The organism is Neobacillus cucumis (assembly GCF_016908975.1).
Lineage (GTDB): Bacteria > Bacillota > Bacilli > Bacillales > Cytobacillaceae > Neobacillus > Neobacillus cucumis.
Map to the genome: position 1 here is coordinate 110,224 of NZ_JAFBEX010000012.1, position 16,355 is coordinate 126,578.

The following is a 16,355-nucleotide window of genomic DNA, read 5'->3' on the forward strand; positions in this document are numbered from 1 at the left end:
TTTTCTTTCAATACTCAGGAACAAAGGAATAGGGACACTGTTTTTAGGAGGGATTATGGATGAAATTCGAGAATACTGGAATTGAACAATTAAAGGCGGACTTAAACCGTTTAGATGATGTCATGCATGAATACGGTTTAGTTCGGGCCGGACAATGGGATTATGACCGGGTTACATACGACCGCAAATTTGAACTAAAAGAAGGCGTCTTTTATCTTCGCGTTCAAGGTTATGCAGTTCAAGGGGATGTCGATACGTTTAAGGCCATCATTCAATTGCTTACTCCACTTTTAGGGAAACATTATTACCCACACGGTGTAGAATATGGTGAAGGTGAGAACTTCCCTGCCTCTCTTGTTAATCAGTGCAAACAAATCATCGAAAAAATTAAAGAAGAAGTTAGTCAATTTGCCATTTAAATTAAGTAAAGGTGTATGGGTTAATAACCATACACCTTTTATTATAAAAGCTTAATTCAATTAGACTGTTCACACTCTGTATCCAAGAGTCGTTTAAAATCCAAGAATCGCCTTAATCATGGAAGTGGTCTCTCCACCCTTATAAAAAACATATAACAAAAGGTAAACGACAACACCTGTAATCGCAGTAAAAAACCAAATAAAACTTGTAATCGGACCGAGCTTGCGATGAATGGGCAAGTTATTCTTATATCCTGTTATTAAAGAAATAAGACCAAAAACTGCACCAACCGTTGCTAGTGTAATGTGAAAAACTAAAAATATAGTGTAATAAACCTTAACATGAGCAGGTCCACCAAAAGAGGTGTTCCCGATAAAAACTGTTCTTGTTGCATAAATAATAAAAAAGATAAGAGCAAAAACCCCAGCTGTAAACATGGTTTTTCTATGGGCATCAATTTTTCTTTGTTTTATTTGCCACCAGCCAATGGCAACGGTAATGGCACTTAATACAATAAAAGTTGTACTGATCGTCGGTAACACGGGCAAAGAATTCATTATAGATCCTCTCTTCTTAATATTTCTACTCTTATTTTAGAGTAGTTAAACATTCATTTCAAATAATATCCGTAGTTAAAAAATAAAACTCCCATTTATAGGGAGTTATTCAATAGTAGGATTTAATAAATGCTTCTTCATTTCACGTTCTGATTCTTCTTGGTCATTTCGATACCACTCAAAGAATACTTGCCCTAATACAACGGCAAATATCACTTCTTGTATAATCTTCATTACAACTCCGCCCAGCCTTTGGTCATCCACAAGTGTCATTGAGCTAAATAGTTCTGGACCGCTTAGATTTAGTTCTGCAAAGGTAGAGGAGCCTACGCATAAACTCATTGCTTGCCCCCACACTCTTGGATCATGATAGGTCGCATAGAGGGAAGTATCTGAAAAGATTATGAGTGCACAAGCAGGGGTAATTAGGATACTGTTAACAAAAATAAAGGCTACTTTTTTAATCCCGTTTAATGACCTATACTCTGGCAACGGACAAATCAGTAACCACCACATAAAGATAGCCAATACAAATAAAAGGATTGAATATCCAGCATGGAGAAACCTGTTTTGCATCACGTGATCAAAAACAATTGGAATATGGTAAAAAGAGAAGAAACCATTAAATAACAGTAAAGCAACGACTGGTTTGGTAAATAACCTAAAAACAGGCTTCACGATATTCAAATTTAGAAACCATCTCCAAAGCCAAGATGGAATGGCTAATATGAATAGGGGTGGAACTAGAAAAACAAAGAGAACCATCGAAATCCCATGAATATAAAACACTAGATGTCCCATTAAATCTAATGGAGAACCTTTAACTGTATACAATAACCCCATCCCTGTTATAAAAAGGATTATTTGTTTTACGCTTAATGGTTCACTGTCAGGGAAATACTTTCTAAATTTGGTTGTAATGAGAAAAAAGACTGCAGTTAATACAAGTAATATAACTAAAAAGTACGGGCTCCAAAGAGCTTTAAAACCAAAAATATCTAAAGAAAGCACCGTAAAATCACCTCTATAATAGAAAATTGACCACGCATAGATTGCATTTCCTTAAAAAGAAAAATCGGCAAAAAGCCGATTTTTCTTTCGTTCAATTATTACCACCAAATAATGGTGCTAAATGTTAAAATCGCAGTTAATCCTACAAATAAACCTGAAAATAGGAATAAAGTTGGCGCTTCATGTCCTTTATGGCTCATATGCATAAAATAAAATAATTGGAAAACAACCTGAACTGCCGCTAATAAAACGATAAATGGTACAGTAAACCATTGAGTAGTTCCTTTCATAGCAACAGCACCGAAGGCGACTAATGTTAAGAATAACATTAAAGCAAACGAAATAACTTGATGGCGCATTTCTTCAGCACTTTTTTTACGCCGGTATTCTAAATCCACTCTTGGGTTATCTGAGCTTAATGGCTGATTTGTCATTTTATCCCACCATCCCCATTAAATATACTACCGTAAAGATAAATACCCAAACTACGTCAATAAAATGCCAATAAAGGCTGGCAACATAAAATTTAGGTGCGTTGTAAAGATTTAGCCCTCGTTTAGAGTTTCTTATCATTAAGGTTAAAATCCAACACAACCCAAAGGCAACGTGGCCTCCATGGAAGCCAACCAGTGCATAAAAAGCAGAACCAAACGCACTGCTGGTAAACGTATGACCTTCATGAACATAATTTGTAAATTCGTATACCTCACTGGCTAGGAACCCTAAACCTAATAAGACTGTAATGCCAAACCAAAACATCATTTTTTTGAAAGCAAAGTTTTTCATGTGGTATATTGCATAAACACTTGTTATCGAGCTTGTTAATAAAAGCATCGTCGCAAGAAATGTTAATGGAAGTTCAAATAAATCCTTTGCTAGTGGCAGACTAGTATTTGGTACCTTATCCTTCAATGCAAGATAGGTGGCAAAGAGAGAGGCGAATAAAACGGTCTCTCCCCCTAAGAATAACCAAAAACCAATAAATTTATTTTTTGCTTCAAGGGTCGATCTTTCCGGCTCAGCAGGCCATGTTTCAAACGTCATCTTATCATCAGCGTGCATTATGCCTTAGCCCCCTTTTCCTCCTGTAATTCCTCTTTATGGATATGGAATCCATGATCATCTTTAACCGAACGAGTAAACAATGAACCAAATGTGATTAGGAGACCAATAATTATGACAGGCACTGACCATGAAACTTTATCGGCATGATGTAATGCTCCAAATGCCGCGATGAAAAGTCCGAATGCAGTCACAAATGGAATGAAAGAAGAATTAGGCATATGAATATCACCAATCGGCTCTGCAGGTGTCATTCCTTTTTTACCGTCCATTTTTTCAATCCAATAAGCATCTAATCCACGAACTAACGGTAGTTGTTTAAAGTTGTAGAATGGCGGTGGCGATGAAATTGCCCATTCAAGTGTTCGACCATCCCCCCATGGATCATTGCCAACTTTAACATTTTTAACGGAAGTCGCAACGATGTTAAAGAGCATAACTAGAATTGCAACACCCATAAAAGCGGCTCCAATAGAACTTACCATGTTAGCTGTTTCAAACCCTTGACCTGGGAGGTATGTGAAGACACGACGCGGCATGCCCCAAAGACCTAAGAAATGCTGAATAAAGAATGTTAAATGGAAGCCAATAAAGAAGAGCCAGAATGTAATTTTCCCTAACTTCTCACTTAACATGGTTCCAAACATTTTAGGCCACCAAAGATGTGTCCCTGCTAAAACAGCGAACACAACCCCACCAACAATTACATAGTGAAAGTGAGCAACTACAAAGTAAGTATCATGATATTGATAGTCGGCTGCAGCTGCAGCTAGCATTACCCCTGTAACACCACCCATTACAAATGAAGGGATAAATGCAAAGGCATAAAGCATAGGAGTAGTGAATTTAACACTACCACCCCACATAGTAAATAACCAGTTAAAAATCTTAATACCTGTTGGTACCCCGATTGCCATCGTTGCTACAGCAAAAATAGCATTTGCAACAGGTCCTAAACCTGTGGTGAACATATGGTGAGCCCATACCATGAATCCTAAGAAACCGATTAATACTGTCGCAAATACCATGGACGAATAACCGAAAAGACGCTTTCTTGAAAATATCGCGAAGATTTCTGAAAATATTCCAAAAGCCGGAAGAATTAAGATATAAACTTCAGGGTGGCCGAAAATCCAGAAAAGGTGTTCCCAAATAACAGTATTACCGCCCATTGTTACATCAAAGAAATTTCCTCCAAACATACGGTCAAACATCATCAAAGTTAAACCGACAGTAAATGGGGGGAAGGCGAATAAGATTAAGGCAGATGCAACAAATGTTGTCCATGTGAACAGTGGCATCCTCATATATGTCATGCCCGGTGCACGCATATTAATAATGGTTACTAGGAAGTTGATTCCGCCAATCAATGTCCCAATACCAGCAATCTGTAAACCTAACACATAAAAATCAATTCCGTGTCCTTTAGAGTGGAGTGCAAGTGAAGCATATGATGTCCACCCAGCATCTGGAGCCCCTCCCATGAACCATGATAAGTTAAGGAAGATTCCACCAAAGAAAAACAACCAAAACCCTAGAGCGTTTACATACGGGAACGCAACGTCACGTGCACCGATTTGTAAAGGCATAACAGCATTCATAAATCCAAAGAGGAGCGGCATGGCTGCTAAGAAAATCATCGTTGTTCCGTGCATGGTAATAATCTCGTTAAATGCACCTGCACTAACAAAGTCATTATTAGGTACTGCAAGCTGGATCCTGATGAAAACGGCTTCTAGCCCCCCGACTAAGAAGAAAAATCCGCCTGCCATCATATATAGGATTGCGATTTTTTTATGGTCAACAGTGGTTAAAAAGTCCCATACTGTTGCGCCAAACCCCTTTTTTTGAGCAATGGTACTCACAATTTTACCTCCCTTTCAAAAAATTCCCCTTTATTTCTGAACCTTTAAGCTCAATAAATAATCTGCTAAGTTATTGAGATCCTCTTCTGTCAGATTTTCTGCGTTGTACTTACCTGTCATCATATTACCTGGCTTATAGGTTTCAGGATTTTTAATCCAATTTTTAATTTCTTCTTTATTATGAGCTAAAATCCCCGCAACACGCGATCTGTCACCAAAGTTCGTTAAGTTAGGTGCAACACGAGCAGTGTCCGGCATTTTATTTGCAGGTGTTACAGCATGACAGCCAATACAGCTCTTATTAAATATTTCTTGCCCCTTTGCTGCTGACGCTGAAGTTGCTTTTTGTGGTGCTTTTACATTCTGCATCGCTGTAACCCAGGCATTAAATTTATCACGGCTCATGGCTTTAACTTTAAAGTCCATTAAGGCATGTGATGGACCGCAAAGCTCCGCACATTTCCCATAAAAAAGATTTCCGGCTTCATTTGCACGCTTGTTATCAAATTCCAACCAAAACTTATTCACATTATCAGTATTGGTATCCATTTTACCGCCGACAGCCGGTATCCAGAATGAGTGTTTAACATCCATTGACTTTAAGCTAAAATACACTTTTTCATTTGTAGGAACGACTAATTCCTGACTAGTCACAATTTTTTGACCAGGGTATTCAAAATCCCACCAATATAAATGCGATCTTACATTTACAACAAGGGCCTTTGAATTCTTTTTATCCATCTGGTCCACATTTGCAAGTTTAAAGGTTGAGGCAACAGTTGGAACAGCCAAAATGAGAAGTAATAAAATCGGAATTGTTGTCCAAATAATTTCTAATCGATGACTTCCCTCAACTTGCTTGGGAATGGTATCGTCTTTTCTTCTAAAACGGATAAATACTAAAACAAAAATCACTACAACTACTAGGATTACTCCGACCATAACATAGGTACTTAATTTCATTAGATCGTATTCCATGTCTGCAACTTCACCGGCTGGTTGTAAAGCAGATAAATATGGTTTTCCACACCCGGAGAGTATAAGCGCTAAAATCGCAAATAACGAAATCAGACGCCACTTTGCAAGCCTTTTCATGCTTAATCAAACCCCTCTTTCGTTTTTGAATTCTGATGAATATACTGTTTGGTCAAAGAAGTATGTAAGTTGATTCTCCCCTTCATCAGTATTAGGTGGGCAGCTGTTTTTATTTATATGTATATGACCGCCGTCCATCAACTAATTAGGAAAAAGAACAGACAACCTTTCTTTTTCCTGGTTTGAATCTGTGGGCAAAACTAAATTAATGTTACTATAACCATCGCCACAAAAATAATTGTTAAATATTGCAAAGAATAGACAAACATTAGTTTCGCCCACTTAATGTCATCTTTGACTCTATATCCATAAATCCCTAATACTAACCAGCCGATATTTAAAACGGTAGCTAGAATTAGAAATAGGATTCCTAGTTTAGCAAGAAAAAATGGGATTGGTAGAAGAAGCGCTACCCACACAATAATGTGGATTTTGGTTGTTTTAAAACCTTTCACAACTGGCAGCATTGGAACACCTGCTGCTTTATATTCTTTTACTCTTCTCATAGCAAGAGCATAAAAATGGGGAGGCTGCCAAACAAACATTAGGATAAACAACGCCCAAGCCATCGTATCTAAATTGGGATCAACAGCTGCCCAGCCAATTAACGGAGGCACAGCACCTGAAATGCTTCCAATAATTGTATTAGATACCAATTGTCTTTTAGACCACAGCGTATAGAGAAAAACATAACTAAAAACTCCAAGCAGTCCAATTACTGTTGCAGTCACGGTTGTAAAGAATAAACACAAAGTACCCAGTCCAATAAGTAGAATACCAAGTACAAGAACCTTAGCAGGCATGACCTTTCCTGTGACTGTTGGTCTTGATTTGGTCCGTTCCATTAGATGATCAATATCACGGTCAACATAGTTATTAATCGCACACGAACCGGCAATAATCAGCGAAGAACCCGCTACGGTTAATAGGATTATGTCTAAATTATTTAAGAAGCTTAATCCAGAAAAATGCAGTGCCAGCCAAAGACCCGTAAAGGTAGTAATTAAATTAGAATTAACAATTCCTATTTTAATTAGGGCCAGAAAGTCCTTCCATGCAGTAGTTTTTTCTATCGTTCCATGCAGGCTTGCAGCACCATTTTCTATGGCCGAATCTCCAAAAGCCTTTGAGTTGGACATAATTTTTCCTCCTAATCCTACTATCAAATATTCACCAAATAAGCGACATCAATACTTCTAGAATTATTAATATATAGTGCTGACTAGGTATATAGATAAACCTTTTTATTGTTTTAAAAATCTATGACATAAATATATTTAAACGAAAAAAGCACATTTCACAAAACACTTTCTCTGTATATTAAATCACATTTTTTACTATTTTTGTGAATTTTTTTCGAATAATTTTAAGCTAAAATGTGACAAGGAATGAATAAAGTGGTTAATCCTTCCATTTGGTTAGATTATTATTTATTCCTTTTTCCATACTTTTAGCATACCTTTATTGATTATTTTACAGTCATAAAATTAAGATTCAACCATTCTCACTATTTTCACAATAATAATAGTGATATATAGTTATTTTTCATCTATTACTTTATTTCTAATTATCGGCTAAAATTCTGTTCTTTTTTGGTAATTTTGGTTATGATTAATAGGGACTTTTCAATCTAGTTTCTTTTTCATTAATTATACTGTCAGGATTAACCAATGACAAATTATTGAACTTTAAGAGGTGAACTTTTTGCGGCGGTCTTTAAAGTGGTTAGCGGTTGCAACGACAATCGCAATGATCTTTATTTTAATCGGCGGTGCCTTGGTAACAAAGACAGGATCTGGAATGGGATGCGGAAGGTCTTGGCCGTTATGTAACGGCAGCTTTGTTCCCTCGGAAATAACTCCAAAATTGGTCATCGAGCTAGCCCATCGGCTTGTCTCAGGTGTCGGTGGTATTATGGTGCTAGCCTTATCCGTTTGGTCTTGGATAGCAATAGGTCATATTAGAGAAACAAAATTTCTATCCTTACTCTCATTTTTCTTTTTACTGTTACAAGGATTAATTGGAGCAGCCGCGGTCATTTGGGGTCAATCAAGTTTTGTCCTCGCCCTGCATTTTGGAATTTCACTTATCTCCTTTGCAGCTGTTTTTTTACTTACGCTGCTAATATTTGAGGTTGATAAGAAATTTGATGCTGAAAAACTCTACATTGATAAACGGATGGGATTTCATATTGTTGGGGTTTCTATCTACAGTTACTTAGTTATTTATTCAGGTGCATTAGTCCGCCATATGAAAGCAAGCCTTGTCTGTCTCGATTGGCCTTTCTGTTCAAGTGACAAATTGTCCTTGCCAGCAGATATTTACCAATGGGTGCAAATGGGGCATCGTGCGGCAGCTGGGTTAATTTTTATCTGGATAGCTTATATTTTTTACCTTGCAGCACGTTATTATAGACAAGAGAAGGTAATTTATTGGGGATGGATGATTGCTTTCATCTTAGTCACCTTACAAGTGATTGCGGGTGCTTTGATTATTTTTAGTTTGTTAAACCTTTACATAGCTCTTCTGCATGCTTTTTTTATTACCTGTTTGTTTGGAGTATTAAGTTATTTTCTCCTTTTGTATTCAAGATCGCGACGAAATCACCATTAAAAAAGTTACCGGTATCCCGGTAACTTTTTTTATTCTTTAGCTGTGTTAAAACTGAATGTTGATTTCCGCTACAGGCGCTCAGCAAACCCGCGGGCGTGCCGGGGAGCCTCCTCGACGCAGAAGCGTCTGCGGGGTCTCCCCAGCCCCGTACTCCCGCAGGATATTGAAATTCTTCCTCGAATCCGCCCACGCACGAAGAAAATGCGATAGCATTTTAGAGGAGTCGAGCGCCTTCCGTTTCAATCAACATTGTTACAAAACAACAATTGCCTTTAATACAGCTAAATCTTTACGCTCTTGTTAGTTCAAGTAAAAGATCTCCTGTAAGAATGGAGTCTCCGCTTTTTACGTATAAATCTTTTACAACACCAGAAAATGGAGCTTGAACGGTTGTTTCCATTTTCATTGCTTCGGTAATCAGCAAATGATCCCCTCGTTCTACTTTCTCTCCTTTTTCCACTAAAACTTTAATAACAGTTCCCGGCATCGTAGCAGAAAGATGCTCTTCGTTTTTGGGGTCACCCTTTAATCTTGATACAACCGTCGCTTTAATACTATCATCTTTAATTGATACCTCACGCGGCTGGCCATTTAGCTCAAAATAAACGACTCTTGTACCATCTGCCTGCGGCTGACCGATTGAAACAAGCTTAACAATTAACGTTTTACCTTTTTCAATTTCTACCTCAATTTCCTCACCAAGCCTCATTCCATATAGGAATGTTGGTGTATCTAGCATCGAGATATTTCCATACCGTTCAACAGCCTTAACATAATCTAAAAATACCTTTGGATAGAGCGCATAGGATAAGATCTCAAAATCTGTTACCTGTCTGCCAAGTTCCCCATACAATTCTTCTCTAAGCTTGTCAAAATCTACTTCTTCCAGAAGTTCTCCAGGGCGAACCTCCAAAGGCTTTTTGCCTTTTAGAATCACTTTTTGAAGCTCTTCTGGGAAACCTCCATATGGCTGTCCTAAAGACCCTTCAAATAATTCAACAACAGAGTCAGGGAAATCCAGACTATTTCCTTTTAATAAAACATCTTCTTCCGTTAGTTCATTTTGAACCATAAACAAGGCCATATCCCCAACAACTTTTGAAGAAGGCGTTACCTTGACAATGTCCCCAAACATTTTATTTACTCGGGAGTACATGGTTTTAACATCATCCCACTTTTCGCCAAGCCCAACAGCTTTCGCCTGCTGTTGTAAATTGCTATATTGACCACCTGGCATTTCATGCTGGTACACTTCTGAATGAGGAGAAACCATTCCACTTTCAAAATCATGATAGTATTTCCGAACATCTTCCCAGTAATAGGATAGCTTCTCTACCCCATCAATATTTACAGTTGGTTTTCTCTTATTTCCATCTAGCGCATAGAATAAGGAATTCGCACTTGGCTGCGATGTTAAACCTGCCATCGTACTTAGAGCTGTATCAACGATATCGACTCCGCCTTCAATGGCACGTGCATAAGTGTAAATTCCATTTCCACTCGTATCATGTGTATGAAGATGGATTGGAATATCAACCGCTTCTTTTAATTCGGATACTAAGCGATAGGCCGCTTCTGGTTTTAAAAGACCAGCCATATCCTTTATCGCTAGAATGTGTGCACCTTGCTGCTCGAGCTCTTTTGCCAATGTACGGTAATAATTGAGATTATACTTGGCTCTAGATGGATCTAGAATATCACCAGTATAACAAATAGCTGCCTCAGCAATTTTTCCAGATTGACGGACTGCATCGATAGCAACTTCCATGCCTTTTACCCAATTTAGACTGTCAAAAATCCGGAAGACATCAATGCCAGCAGCAGCAGATTGATGAATAAATTCACGAATTAAGTTATCTGGATAATTCTTATAGCCAACAGCATTTGCACCACGTAACAGCATTTGAAATAAAACGTTAGGGATCTTTTCACGGAGAGCTAACAAACGGTCCCATGGGTCCTCCTTTAAGAACCTGTAGGCAACATCGAATGTTGCTCCGCCCCACATCTCAAACGAAAATAAATCAGGTAATAATTTTGCTGTTTCCTCTGCAATATGATAAATATCTGTAGTCCTCATTCTAGTCGCTAATAATGACTGATGGGCATCCCTGAAAGTAGTATCTGTTAATAACACTTGCTGTTGATTTTTGATCCATTGAACCAGACCATCAGGTCCAAACTTATCTAAAATTTGTTTAGTTCCATCTTGATAAGGCACATCATATTTTAACGTTGGAATTCTTGGTTTTGAAAAGACGGGTCTCTTCTTTTTTTCAATGCCAGGAAATCCATTTACAGTTACTGTTCCAATATAACTTAATAGCTTTGTTCCTCTATCCTTACTTACAGGGAAAATAAATAATTCTGGTGTATTATCAATAAACGAAGTATCATATTCACCATTTCTAAACTTTTCGTGTTTTACAACGTTTTCCAGAAACGGAATATTCGTTTTAATCCCTCTAATCCTGAATTCCTGTAAATTCCGAACCATTTTAGCAGCGGCTTGCTCAAAAGTTAATGCCCACGTTGATAGTTTAACAAGCAGTGAATCGTAATAAGGGGTAATCACAGCTCCTTGAAAACCATTCCCGGCATCAAGACGAACCCCAAATCCACCACCAGAACGATAAGCCATTATTTTTCCGGTATCAGGCATAAAATTGTTTAGCGGGTCTTCAGTTGTAACCCTTGATTGGATAGCAAAACCGTTCAACTGAATTTTCTCTTGGACAGGTATTCCAATAATTGGACCATGCAATTCGTGGCCTTCAGATACTAAAATTTGTGACTGAACAATATCAATTCCAGTTACTAATTCAGTAATTGTATGTTCCACCTGTACTCTTGGATTTACCTCAATGAAATAAAATTGATTATTGGCAACAAGGAATTCTACTGTACCTGCATTTAAATACTGGACATTACTCATTAATTTTACGGCTGCTTGACAAATCTCTTGACGTAACTCTTCCGAGATGGACACACTTGGAGCCACCTCAACCACCTTTTGATGACGTCTTTGGACAGAACAATCGCGATCATAGAGATGAATGATATTACCATGATGGTCACCAATGATTTGGACTTCTATATGCTTAGGATTTTCAATTAATTTTTCAAGATATACTTCATCATTTCCAAAAGCTGCTTTTGCTTCTGACTTTGCTCGTTCAAATGCTTCTTTCACTTCATCAGCGCTTTTTACAATTCTCATCCCACGTCCGCCTCCGCCTAGTGAGGCTTTAATGATAATTGGAAATCCATGAAGAGCTGCAAATTCTTCCACGTCATGAACATTATGAACAGGACCATTACTTCCTGGAATCACAGGAATATTGGCAAGTTCCGCCTGTTTTCTTGCTTTCACCTTGTCCCCGAACATATCCAAATGGGTTGAAGTAGGTCCGATAAAGATAATCCCTTCTTCTTCACATCGTTTGGCAAAATGGATGTTTTCTGAGAGAAACCCATAGCCAGGATGAATGGCATTCACACCGCTTTTTTTAGCAATGTCAATAATACCGTCAATATCTAAATAGGCGTCAATTGGCTTTTTCCCTTCTCCTACTAAGTATGCCTCATCTGCTTTGTATCGATGATAGGCACCTGAATCTTCTTTCGAATAAATGGCAACAGTCCGAATATTCAGTTCAGTACAAGCACGAAAAACCCGTATCGCAATCTCTCCACGATTAGCGACCAAAACTTTATTTATCTGTCTAATCACGTAAAACACCTCGTATTCTATGTATTTTAAAAACGCAAGGGAAATCATTCCCTGCGTTTTCTTTAAAGATAATAAACCTTTCCATCTTCAGTCTTCCGCTTTCTGTCAACTTGTCCCTGTTTGTTTTTATACTTACTCTCAAATTTTACAAACATCGACACATTTACAAGAATCCCTGTGGCTCCAGCAAGCATTAATAATGATGATCCTCCATAGCTGATGAATGGTAGTGGTACACCTGTCAGCGGAATCACTCCAGATACCCCTGCTAAGTTAATAAAAGTTTGAATACCAATCATACTAGAAATACCAAACGCTAATAAGCTTCCAAACGGATCTTTACATTTCATACCAATGTGTATTCCCCGTAAAACAATATAGGCTAGGAGGAGAATAACAAAACCTACCCCCCAAATTCCTAATTCTTCAGCAATAATAGCCATAATAAAATCTGTGTGGGACTCTGGCAAATAGCCTAGCTTTTGAATACTTTTCCCCAATCCAAGCCCGTTTACTCCTCCGGATCCAATCGCAATATAGGAGTTGGCCAGATGAAAGCCGGCATCCTGAACATATTTTTCATCAAATGGATTACTCATTACTTCAAATCGGCTCATTTGCTCTTTTGAAAATATCTTCCCCCATGAAACTAGAACTAGCGGCAGAAGAACTATTAGAGCCATCAGTACTAATTTCCAGATAGTTTTAAAGTTCATTCCAGAAGCAATAATAATGGTTCCACCAATTGCAGCGATAATTGCTGCGGTTCCAAAGTCCGGCTGTGCAGCAATAAGGACGCAGACGATAAATAAATAGACTAATGGTGGAAGAACTCCCTTATTAAATTGGTTAATATACGGTTGTTTTTTCGCATAAACCGAAGCTAAATAAATAATCACTGCGAGTTTTACAAATTCAGCTGGCTGAAAAAGAAAGGATCCGAGTTGATACCAGCTTTGGGCATTGTTCTTAACTTGTCCAAAAACAAAGAGACCAAGTAGGGAACCAATGGAAGCCATAACCATTGGGGCCTGAAACCCTTTCGTATAGTTCATTACTTTATATGGAACAAGTGCTGTAAATATAAAAATAACAGCAAATATTAACAAAAATACTTTTTGCCTTTGATAGAAAAAGTCACTACTTACTTGATACCTTTGAACAGCGTATGCCATGCTGGCACTATAAATCATGACTAGCCCAAACGCGCACAAAAGAATAATGGCAATAATCAAGGTATAATCATATGATTTTAATATTTTTTTCAGCATTTAAGACGTCCTCATTTTCAAAAATAGATAATATACCTAATTATAATAGAAAACCTAGTATATTACTTGAGGGAATTCTTATTTGTTACAAGATTTTAATAAAGAGATTGATATAATAAAAAACCCAAACATTACGTTGTATTGTTTGAGTTATTTAATGATTATTTTTTTAAGGATGCATCGTGAAGAGCAGATAATTCTCTCTCTAGTTGATCTAGAATTGCTTTTCCATCCTTAGCATCTATTAAGCCTAATCGTACAGCAAAGTCTATTTCTCTTGAAAGACCAAACATTTGTGTATCCAATACCTCTTCATAAAGAGGACATTGAGGCATCGTGAGATTGTCCATTTGCACTTTGATAAGCTTTAAAATTTTTTCAGCGTCAGCCTGAAGTAAGGCATAGGCTTTTTCATGGTGATTCACGATCATTTCAGACGCCAACATTGATCCCCCCATTTCAGAGCGATAATTCAACTTATCTATAAATTTTACCGTTAACCCCACAAAATTGCAAGAAAAATCAAGGATATTAACAAAAGGAGTTATACTTACTTATGACAACCACATTAAAAAAAGATATACTTAAGAAGAGTATTAACTATTATTTTAAACGCAGGTTAGACTTGAGGGGGATGGATGATGGAAAATATTTTGACCATATCTGGAAATGTAAAATACACCATAACTCTTGATCCGAGTGTGTGGATTTTTGATGACCGCCGAGTTGATTTAACCACTTACTTTACAAACAAAGTGGAAACAACAAATGCTAATGAGGCCTATACAAAAGCTGTCTCTAAACACTGGGATCGTGAAATAATGGAAGGGGCAATCTTTCCCCCAACATTAAAGACCGAAAGAAAATTCGAAAAAGAAAAAGTACTAACTGGTACTTTCGGCATTCCATTTAAACCATTCATATTAAATGCGGAGCCTGCTCCTGATGCAAAATATTTGGTGGTTCATACGTCAACAGATGAAATAGAATATCCACTTGAAACCGCCTATCATTTTATCTTAGGCTATTCAAAAAATGGAAAACCACTATCAATTGACGGACCAGTACATATTTATTTTGGTGATGGCTCAAATCAGCAAAATCCGATAAAAAATATTATCGGCTTTACCATCAAGTGACATTAGCGGGTGCCCAGTTGGCACCCGCTTTTAGATTTTAGTTTTAGCCCATCCGTTCTTCACATGTGCTTTTAACTTCTGTTCCTACAACAAATCAGCAGCCAATCTTGCCAATCCTGACCGTTCTCCTTTTAACAACTTAACATGTCCGGAAATTTCCTGATCTTTAAACCTCTCAACTACAAATGTTAATCCATTGTTATAAGCATCAAGGTATGGATGATCAATCTGTTCTGGATCCCCCATCAAAACTATTTTACTCCCTTCCCCTACCCTTGTTAAAATGGTTTTCACTTCATGCTTGGTTAAGTTTTGCGCTTCATCTATAATGATAAATTGCTTTGGTAAACTTCTTCCACGGATATACGTTAATGCTTCCACCTCGATTGACCCCATTCCCGCTAAAATGGCATCAAGCTCACCCGGTTTTTTCGTATTAAAAAGGTATTCCAAGTTATCATAAATTGGCTGCATCCATGGTCTGAGTTTTTCTTGTTTTTCACCAGGCAAAAATCCGAGATCCTTGCCAACCGGCACAATTGGTCTTGCCACTAAAAGCTTTTTGTACTCTCTAAAATCTTCTGTTTGCATTAAGCCAGATGCCAGTGCAAGCAGTGTTTTTCCTGTCCCTGCTTTTCCGGTTAATGTAACGAGCGGGATATCTTTACGTAACAACAATTCGATTGCCATCGTTTGCTGTACATTTCTAGAGTGTATTCCCCACACATGCTCCTGATTTAATGTTAACTTCTTTACTTTTTTACTAGTTTTGTCAACCATCCCGATTGCTGAAGCTGAACTGCCCAGTATATCCTTCATAATGAGAAATTGATTCGGATAAAACGGATGGTTAGCAACCTCAGAAAGTGACAACTCTCCTTTTTCGTAAAACCGTCCTAACATTTCGATTGGGAGGAGTAATTCAAAAAAACCTGTATAAATATGTTCCACTTCGACAACCCGGTCGTTTAAGAAATCCTCCGCTGCAAGTCCAATTGCATCTGCTTTTACTCGCACTAATGCATCTTTGCTGACAATGATGACAGGTTTGCCATTTTCCTTTGCTTGTTCCTCTAAGAATAAATTTTTTGCTACTGCTAGAATGCGATTATCATTTGTTTTTTCAACAAAAATGTCTTGTAGTTCGTGAAAGGATCGATGGTTTAATTCAATCCTAATCGTTCCCCCGTTCTCTAAGGGGATTTTTTCATGTAATTTTCCAGCGGCTCTAAGACCATCAATTAGCCGCGAGACCTCTCTTGCATTTCTTCCAACTTCATCCATATATCTTTTCTTTGAGTCCACTTCTTCAAGTACCACTGCCGGAATCACAACTTCATTGTCTTCAAACGAATAAATGGAATACGGGTCTTGGAGCAAGACATTTGTATCTAACACGTATATTTTACTCAAAGCAACGCCTCCTGCTTGACTGGTGTACGGCTAATAAGATTCAACAATCCTTTGCTAGATTGCACTTTGGTTAAATATATGATTATTGGAATAAAGATAGAATGCGTTCCACACAATAATTGTTATTAAGACTAAATACTTGTATAAAAGATTATTGTTCAAGCCTAATGAACCAT

General features: G+C 37.7%; 14 protein-coding genes. 3 read left to right on the forward strand and 11 right to left on the reverse strand.

The genetic code is table 11. The features are described from left to right. The first annotated feature begins 59 nt into the window (after window positions 1-59). Window positions 60-419: a YugN family protein gene (locus JOC76_RS17155; RefSeq protein WP_205179483.1), complete on the forward strand. Its 360-nt coding sequence runs from the start codon at window positions 60-62 to the stop codon at window positions 417-419. Between the two features lie 93 nt (window positions 420-512). Here the strand turns inward: JOC76_RS17155 and JOC76_RS17160 are convergent, their stop codons facing one another. The 7 genes from JOC76_RS17160 to cyoE form a co-directional block, all read right to left on the reverse strand. Beyond that, window positions 513-977 carry a DUF420 domain-containing protein gene (locus JOC76_RS17160; protein WP_205179484.1) on the reverse strand — a complete coding sequence of 155 codons (465 nt, stop codon included), beginning with the start codon at window positions 975-977 and terminating at the stop codon, window positions 513-515. Window positions 978-1,082: 105 nt separating this feature from the next. After that, the gene (gene ctaG, locus JOC76_RS17165; RefSeq protein ID WP_205179486.1) at window positions 1,083-1,988 is read right to left on the reverse strand and encodes a cytochrome c oxidase assembly factor CtaG; all 906 of its coding nucleotides are present in this window, start codon (window positions 1,986-1,988) and stop codon (window positions 1,083-1,085) included. Between the two features lie 98 nt (window positions 1,989-2,086). Further along, window positions 2,087-2,422 (reverse strand): cytochrome c oxidase subunit IVB, encoded by a 336-nt coding sequence (gene ctaF, locus JOC76_RS17170; protein WP_205179487.1) that lies wholly within the window; start codon window positions 2,420-2,422, stop codon window positions 2,087-2,089. A 1-nt stretch (window position 2,423) separates the two neighbouring features. After that, window positions 2,424-3,050, reverse strand: a complete 627-nt coding sequence (locus JOC76_RS17175; protein WP_205179488.1) for a cytochrome (ubi)quinol oxidase subunit III — start codon at window positions 3,048-3,050, stop codon at window positions 2,424-2,426. Further along, complete coding sequence (gene ctaD / locus JOC76_RS17180; RefSeq protein WP_205179489.1) at window positions 3,050-4,915, reverse strand: cytochrome c oxidase subunit I; 1,866 nt, start codon at window positions 4,913-4,915, stop codon at window positions 3,050-3,052. Before ctaD ends, JOC76_RS17175 begins: the two co-directional genes overlap by 1 nt. Before the next feature lie 30 nt (window positions 4,916-4,945). Further along, window positions 4,946-6,010, reverse strand: a complete 1,065-nt coding sequence (gene coxB, locus JOC76_RS17185) for a cytochrome c oxidase subunit II (RefSeq protein WP_205179490.1) — start codon at window positions 6,008-6,010, stop codon at window positions 4,946-4,948. Window positions 6,011-6,210: 200 nt separating this feature from the next. After that, the gene (gene cyoE / locus JOC76_RS17190) at window positions 6,211-7,149 is read right to left on the reverse strand and encodes a heme o synthase (RefSeq protein WP_239557778.1); all 939 of its coding nucleotides are present in this window, start codon (window positions 7,147-7,149) and stop codon (window positions 6,211-6,213) included. A 565-nt stretch (window positions 7,150-7,714) separates the two neighbouring features. Here cyoE and JOC76_RS17195 point away from each other — a divergent pair. Then, window positions 7,715-8,623: a COX15/CtaA family protein gene (locus JOC76_RS17195; protein ID WP_205179491.1), complete on the forward strand. Its 909-nt coding sequence runs from the start codon at window positions 7,715-7,717 to the stop codon at window positions 8,621-8,623. Between the two features lie 289 nt (window positions 8,624-8,912). Here the strand turns inward: JOC76_RS17195 and pyc are convergent, their stop codons facing one another. From pyc to JOC76_RS17210, 3 genes are all read right to left on the reverse strand, one after another. Next, window positions 8,913-12,404: a pyruvate carboxylase gene (pyc, locus tag JOC76_RS17200; RefSeq protein WP_205179492.1), complete on the reverse strand. Its 3,492-nt coding sequence runs from the start codon at window positions 12,402-12,404 to the stop codon at window positions 8,913-8,915. Window positions 12,405-12,418: 14 nt separating this feature from the next. Next, window positions 12,419-13,627, reverse strand: coding sequence for an FtsW/RodA/SpoVE family cell cycle protein (locus JOC76_RS17205; protein ID WP_205179499.1), 1,209 nt, complete (start codon window positions 13,625-13,627; stop codon window positions 12,419-12,421). A gap of 161 nt (window positions 13,628-13,788) precedes the next feature. Continuing rightward, window positions 13,789-14,070: an Fpa/YlaN family protein gene (locus tag JOC76_RS17210; RefSeq protein ID WP_101647471.1), complete on the reverse strand. Its 282-nt coding sequence runs from the start codon at window positions 14,068-14,070 to the stop codon at window positions 13,789-13,791. A 198-nt stretch (window positions 14,071-14,268) separates the two neighbouring features. On the opposite strand from JOC76_RS17210, the gene JOC76_RS17215 reads away from it, so the two are divergent. Then, window positions 14,269-14,766 carry a peptidyl-prolyl cis-trans isomerase gene (locus JOC76_RS17215; RefSeq protein ID WP_205179500.1) on the forward strand — a complete coding sequence of 166 codons (498 nt, stop codon included), beginning with the start codon at window positions 14,269-14,271 and terminating at the stop codon, window positions 14,764-14,766. A gap of 84 nt (window positions 14,767-14,850) precedes the next feature. Here the strand turns inward: JOC76_RS17215 and JOC76_RS17220 are convergent, their stop codons facing one another. After that, window positions 14,851-16,179, reverse strand: a complete 1,329-nt coding sequence (locus JOC76_RS17220) for a PhoH family protein (RefSeq protein WP_205179501.1) — start codon at window positions 16,177-16,179, stop codon at window positions 14,851-14,853. Window positions 16,180-16,355 lie beyond the last annotated feature (176 nt).